Origin of the sequence: Flavobacterium sp. PL12, assembly GCF_039123485.1 — a bacterium.
Lineage (GTDB): Bacteria > Bacteroidota > Bacteroidia > Flavobacteriales > Flavobacteriaceae > Flavobacterium > Flavobacterium weaverense.
Window position 1 is genome coordinate 1 of record NZ_JBANDI010000056.1, and the last position, 2,236, is coordinate 2,236.

3 protein-coding genes are annotated in these 2,236 nt (G+C 28.3%); all 3 read right to left on the bottom strand.

All coding sequences use genetic code 11. From position 1 onward, the window contains the following. Positions 1–25: 25 nt before the first annotated feature. From RCH19_RS14645 to RCH19_RS14655, 3 genes are read right to left on the bottom strand one after another with little or no spacing between them, the layout of a single operon-like run. Entirely contained in the window at positions 26–199 is a 174-nt protein-coding gene (locus tag RCH19_RS14645) for a hypothetical protein (protein WP_343023854.1), read from the bottom strand. A 14-nt stretch (positions 200–213) separates the two neighbouring features. Further along, a complete protein-coding gene (locus RCH19_RS14650) occupies positions 214–978 on the bottom strand; it encodes a hypothetical protein (RefSeq protein WP_343023855.1) in 765 nt (254 codons plus the stop codon). After that, the gene (locus tag RCH19_RS14655; protein ID WP_343023856.1) at positions 972–1,961 is read right to left on the bottom strand and encodes a MarR family transcriptional regulator; all 990 of its coding nucleotides are present in this window, start codon (positions 1,959–1,961) and stop codon (positions 972–974) included. The genes RCH19_RS14650 and RCH19_RS14655 overlap by 7 nt, the downstream gene beginning before the upstream one ends. Positions 1,962–2,236: the final 275 nt, after the last annotated feature.

Genomic DNA, 2,236 nt, shown 5'->3' on the forward strand with positions numbered 1-2,236 from the left:
TCTTCTTGTTCTTGACATAATTATGCTAATTTAGGGTTTTTAATCCTATCTTAAATCTAAACAAAAAGTTGTACCGTTTTTGGGGAGCAGCATAGTTGTAAATGTTCACTCCACTATTAATCACCTGATTTGTATCATTGTCAATTATAGCCCAACCAATTGAATCTGTTCCTAAATCAAGTCCTAAATACTTTCCCATTTATTTTATTATTTTTAAATATTAAAAGCCCTAATCAATTGCTCAAATAATTCCTTTACATTCACATTTCCTGCACCCATTTCTTTAAAAATTTGTTTGTCTGGCAAATCAGTTTTAACTGCTTCAGCAAAATTTGTTATATCAGTTTTTATGGTTGCCGGGATTTCGAAATTATCATCTGCTGTTAGCAGTAGTAATAATCTGAAAACATCCATTTTATGTTTTCTTAATTGTCTTTCATCAATTTTTTCTCCGTTTTCTTTGCGCGTTTTATAGTCTAGGAATGCCTTGGCTTTTAATCCTATTAAAGCCTCTGTATTGGCTAGATGTATTCCGTTATCTAATTGGCTGTGTAGTATGGTGAAGTTATAATAATCATCATTCATCAATATGGCTGATAAACTTGAAATTTCAGTGTCAACAGGAATAGGTGTTAAATAGGTTTCTTCATTTAAATCTAATAAATCAGGTATTCTGGAGAATAATTCAATTTGAAATGGAAATTCTTCTACTTGTGGTTTCTGGAAGCGATAGTATTTGCTGTCTTCTTCACTTTTCTCCTTGACATCATAATTTCCTTGTTTGATAAACTCCCAAAAATGAATTACAAATTCGGGGCTTAATGCTTCAATGACTAAAATAATATCAATATCTTTTGTTGCTCTTGGTGTAAGTCCAACGCTATCAATGATAATATCGCAAGCGGTTCCACCAATGATAATATAGTTATCTGTGAATTCTTTGAAATGCTGTCTGAAAATTTCTAAACCTCTTACCATACATATTTTTCTATTATTTGGTCTAATGCCATATCTGTTCGTTCATCAATAAATCCGTCTTTTAAACTTAAATATAATGACAATGGATCTACATTATTTTTCTTCGTTATTCCTTTTGTGAGTAGTTCTGGATTGTATTTCCAAACTTCTAAAGCGTAGTTGCCATTTTCACTATTGAGGTTTACTAACTGATTATTTTTTTCCAATTCATAAAATTGTTTTTTCTCTAAAGCAAAATATTCTATTGAACTTGGATTCATATCTGTGTATTCTTCTAATGCGGTTGTATTAGATTTTAATAAACCTTTAGGTTTTTCATCAATGTAGACTGTTTTAAATATTGGATTAATTAAAAATCGTTCACTGTCTTTCCAAAGTTTTACAATATGTTTTTCGAATATGATATTCTTTTCTTTAGTACCTTCTACCTTTACTATGGCTAATCTTTTCAAGTTTTCTATTGCTTTGGTAATTCCCATTTGTGTATATTCAAATTTTTCTGCAAGTTCTTTGAATGTATATTGGCTTAAGTTATCCTCTTTGTGTAAAATTTGATATAATAAGATGAGTTGAGCTGAGGGCAGTAGCAAGACTGATTTTTTAAATGCTTTGTCTTTCTCAAAATCTTGAAGATCTATTAGCAACTCAGGCATAAACATTTGTTTCCCAGGTATAATGAAACTTATTCTGTTTTCTATTAGCCGTTTACGATTTATTGTAGTTATATTATCGGTAACTATAATTATCCTTTTTTCAAGTTTTTTTTGAATCTCAACTACTTGCTTTCTTAACTGGTTAGCATTGAAAGTATCTTCCTTATTCAACTCCAATAAAATTAATTGGTGATTTCTAAAGGTGGTGCTATAGAATTTAAAATTACTTTTTAATACAAAAGGTAATTTATTCAATTGTTCACTTTTCAACTCTTGTATTTCGAGCTGCACATCGAGTATTTGTTGAAAATATTTTTTTAATTCTTTCATAATAAACTAATAAAATTCATAATAAACTAGATAGGTTTATTATGCAAATATAGGTTTATTATGATAATTATCAATTAATTAATGGATAAAGTCAATTGATTATTTTATAATTTGTCAACTTATTTAAATTGAAATAATAGCTTTGTTGTTAAATCCTCTATTTTCATTGTATTTGATATATGTTTTGACCCCTATAAAACAAGAGTATTATTCTAAATTTCGATTTTTAATTACGCTGTTAATTTTTTCATCATTATTAAGTGTTTATCAGAGTT

Bases quoted from the DNA above. Each gene is read 5' to 3' on its own strand.
- RCH19_RS14655 (WP_343023856.1), bottom strand. From the start codon at position 1,961: ATGAAAGAATTAAAAAAATATTTTCAACAAATACTCGATGTGCAGCTC.
- RCH19_RS14650 (WP_343023855.1), bottom strand. From the start codon at position 978: ATGGTAAGAGGTTTAGAAATTTTCAGACAGCATTTCAAAGAATTCACA.
- RCH19_RS14645 (WP_343023854.1), bottom strand. From the start codon at position 199: ATGGGAAAGTATTTAGGACTTGATTTAGGAACAGATTCAATTGGTTGG.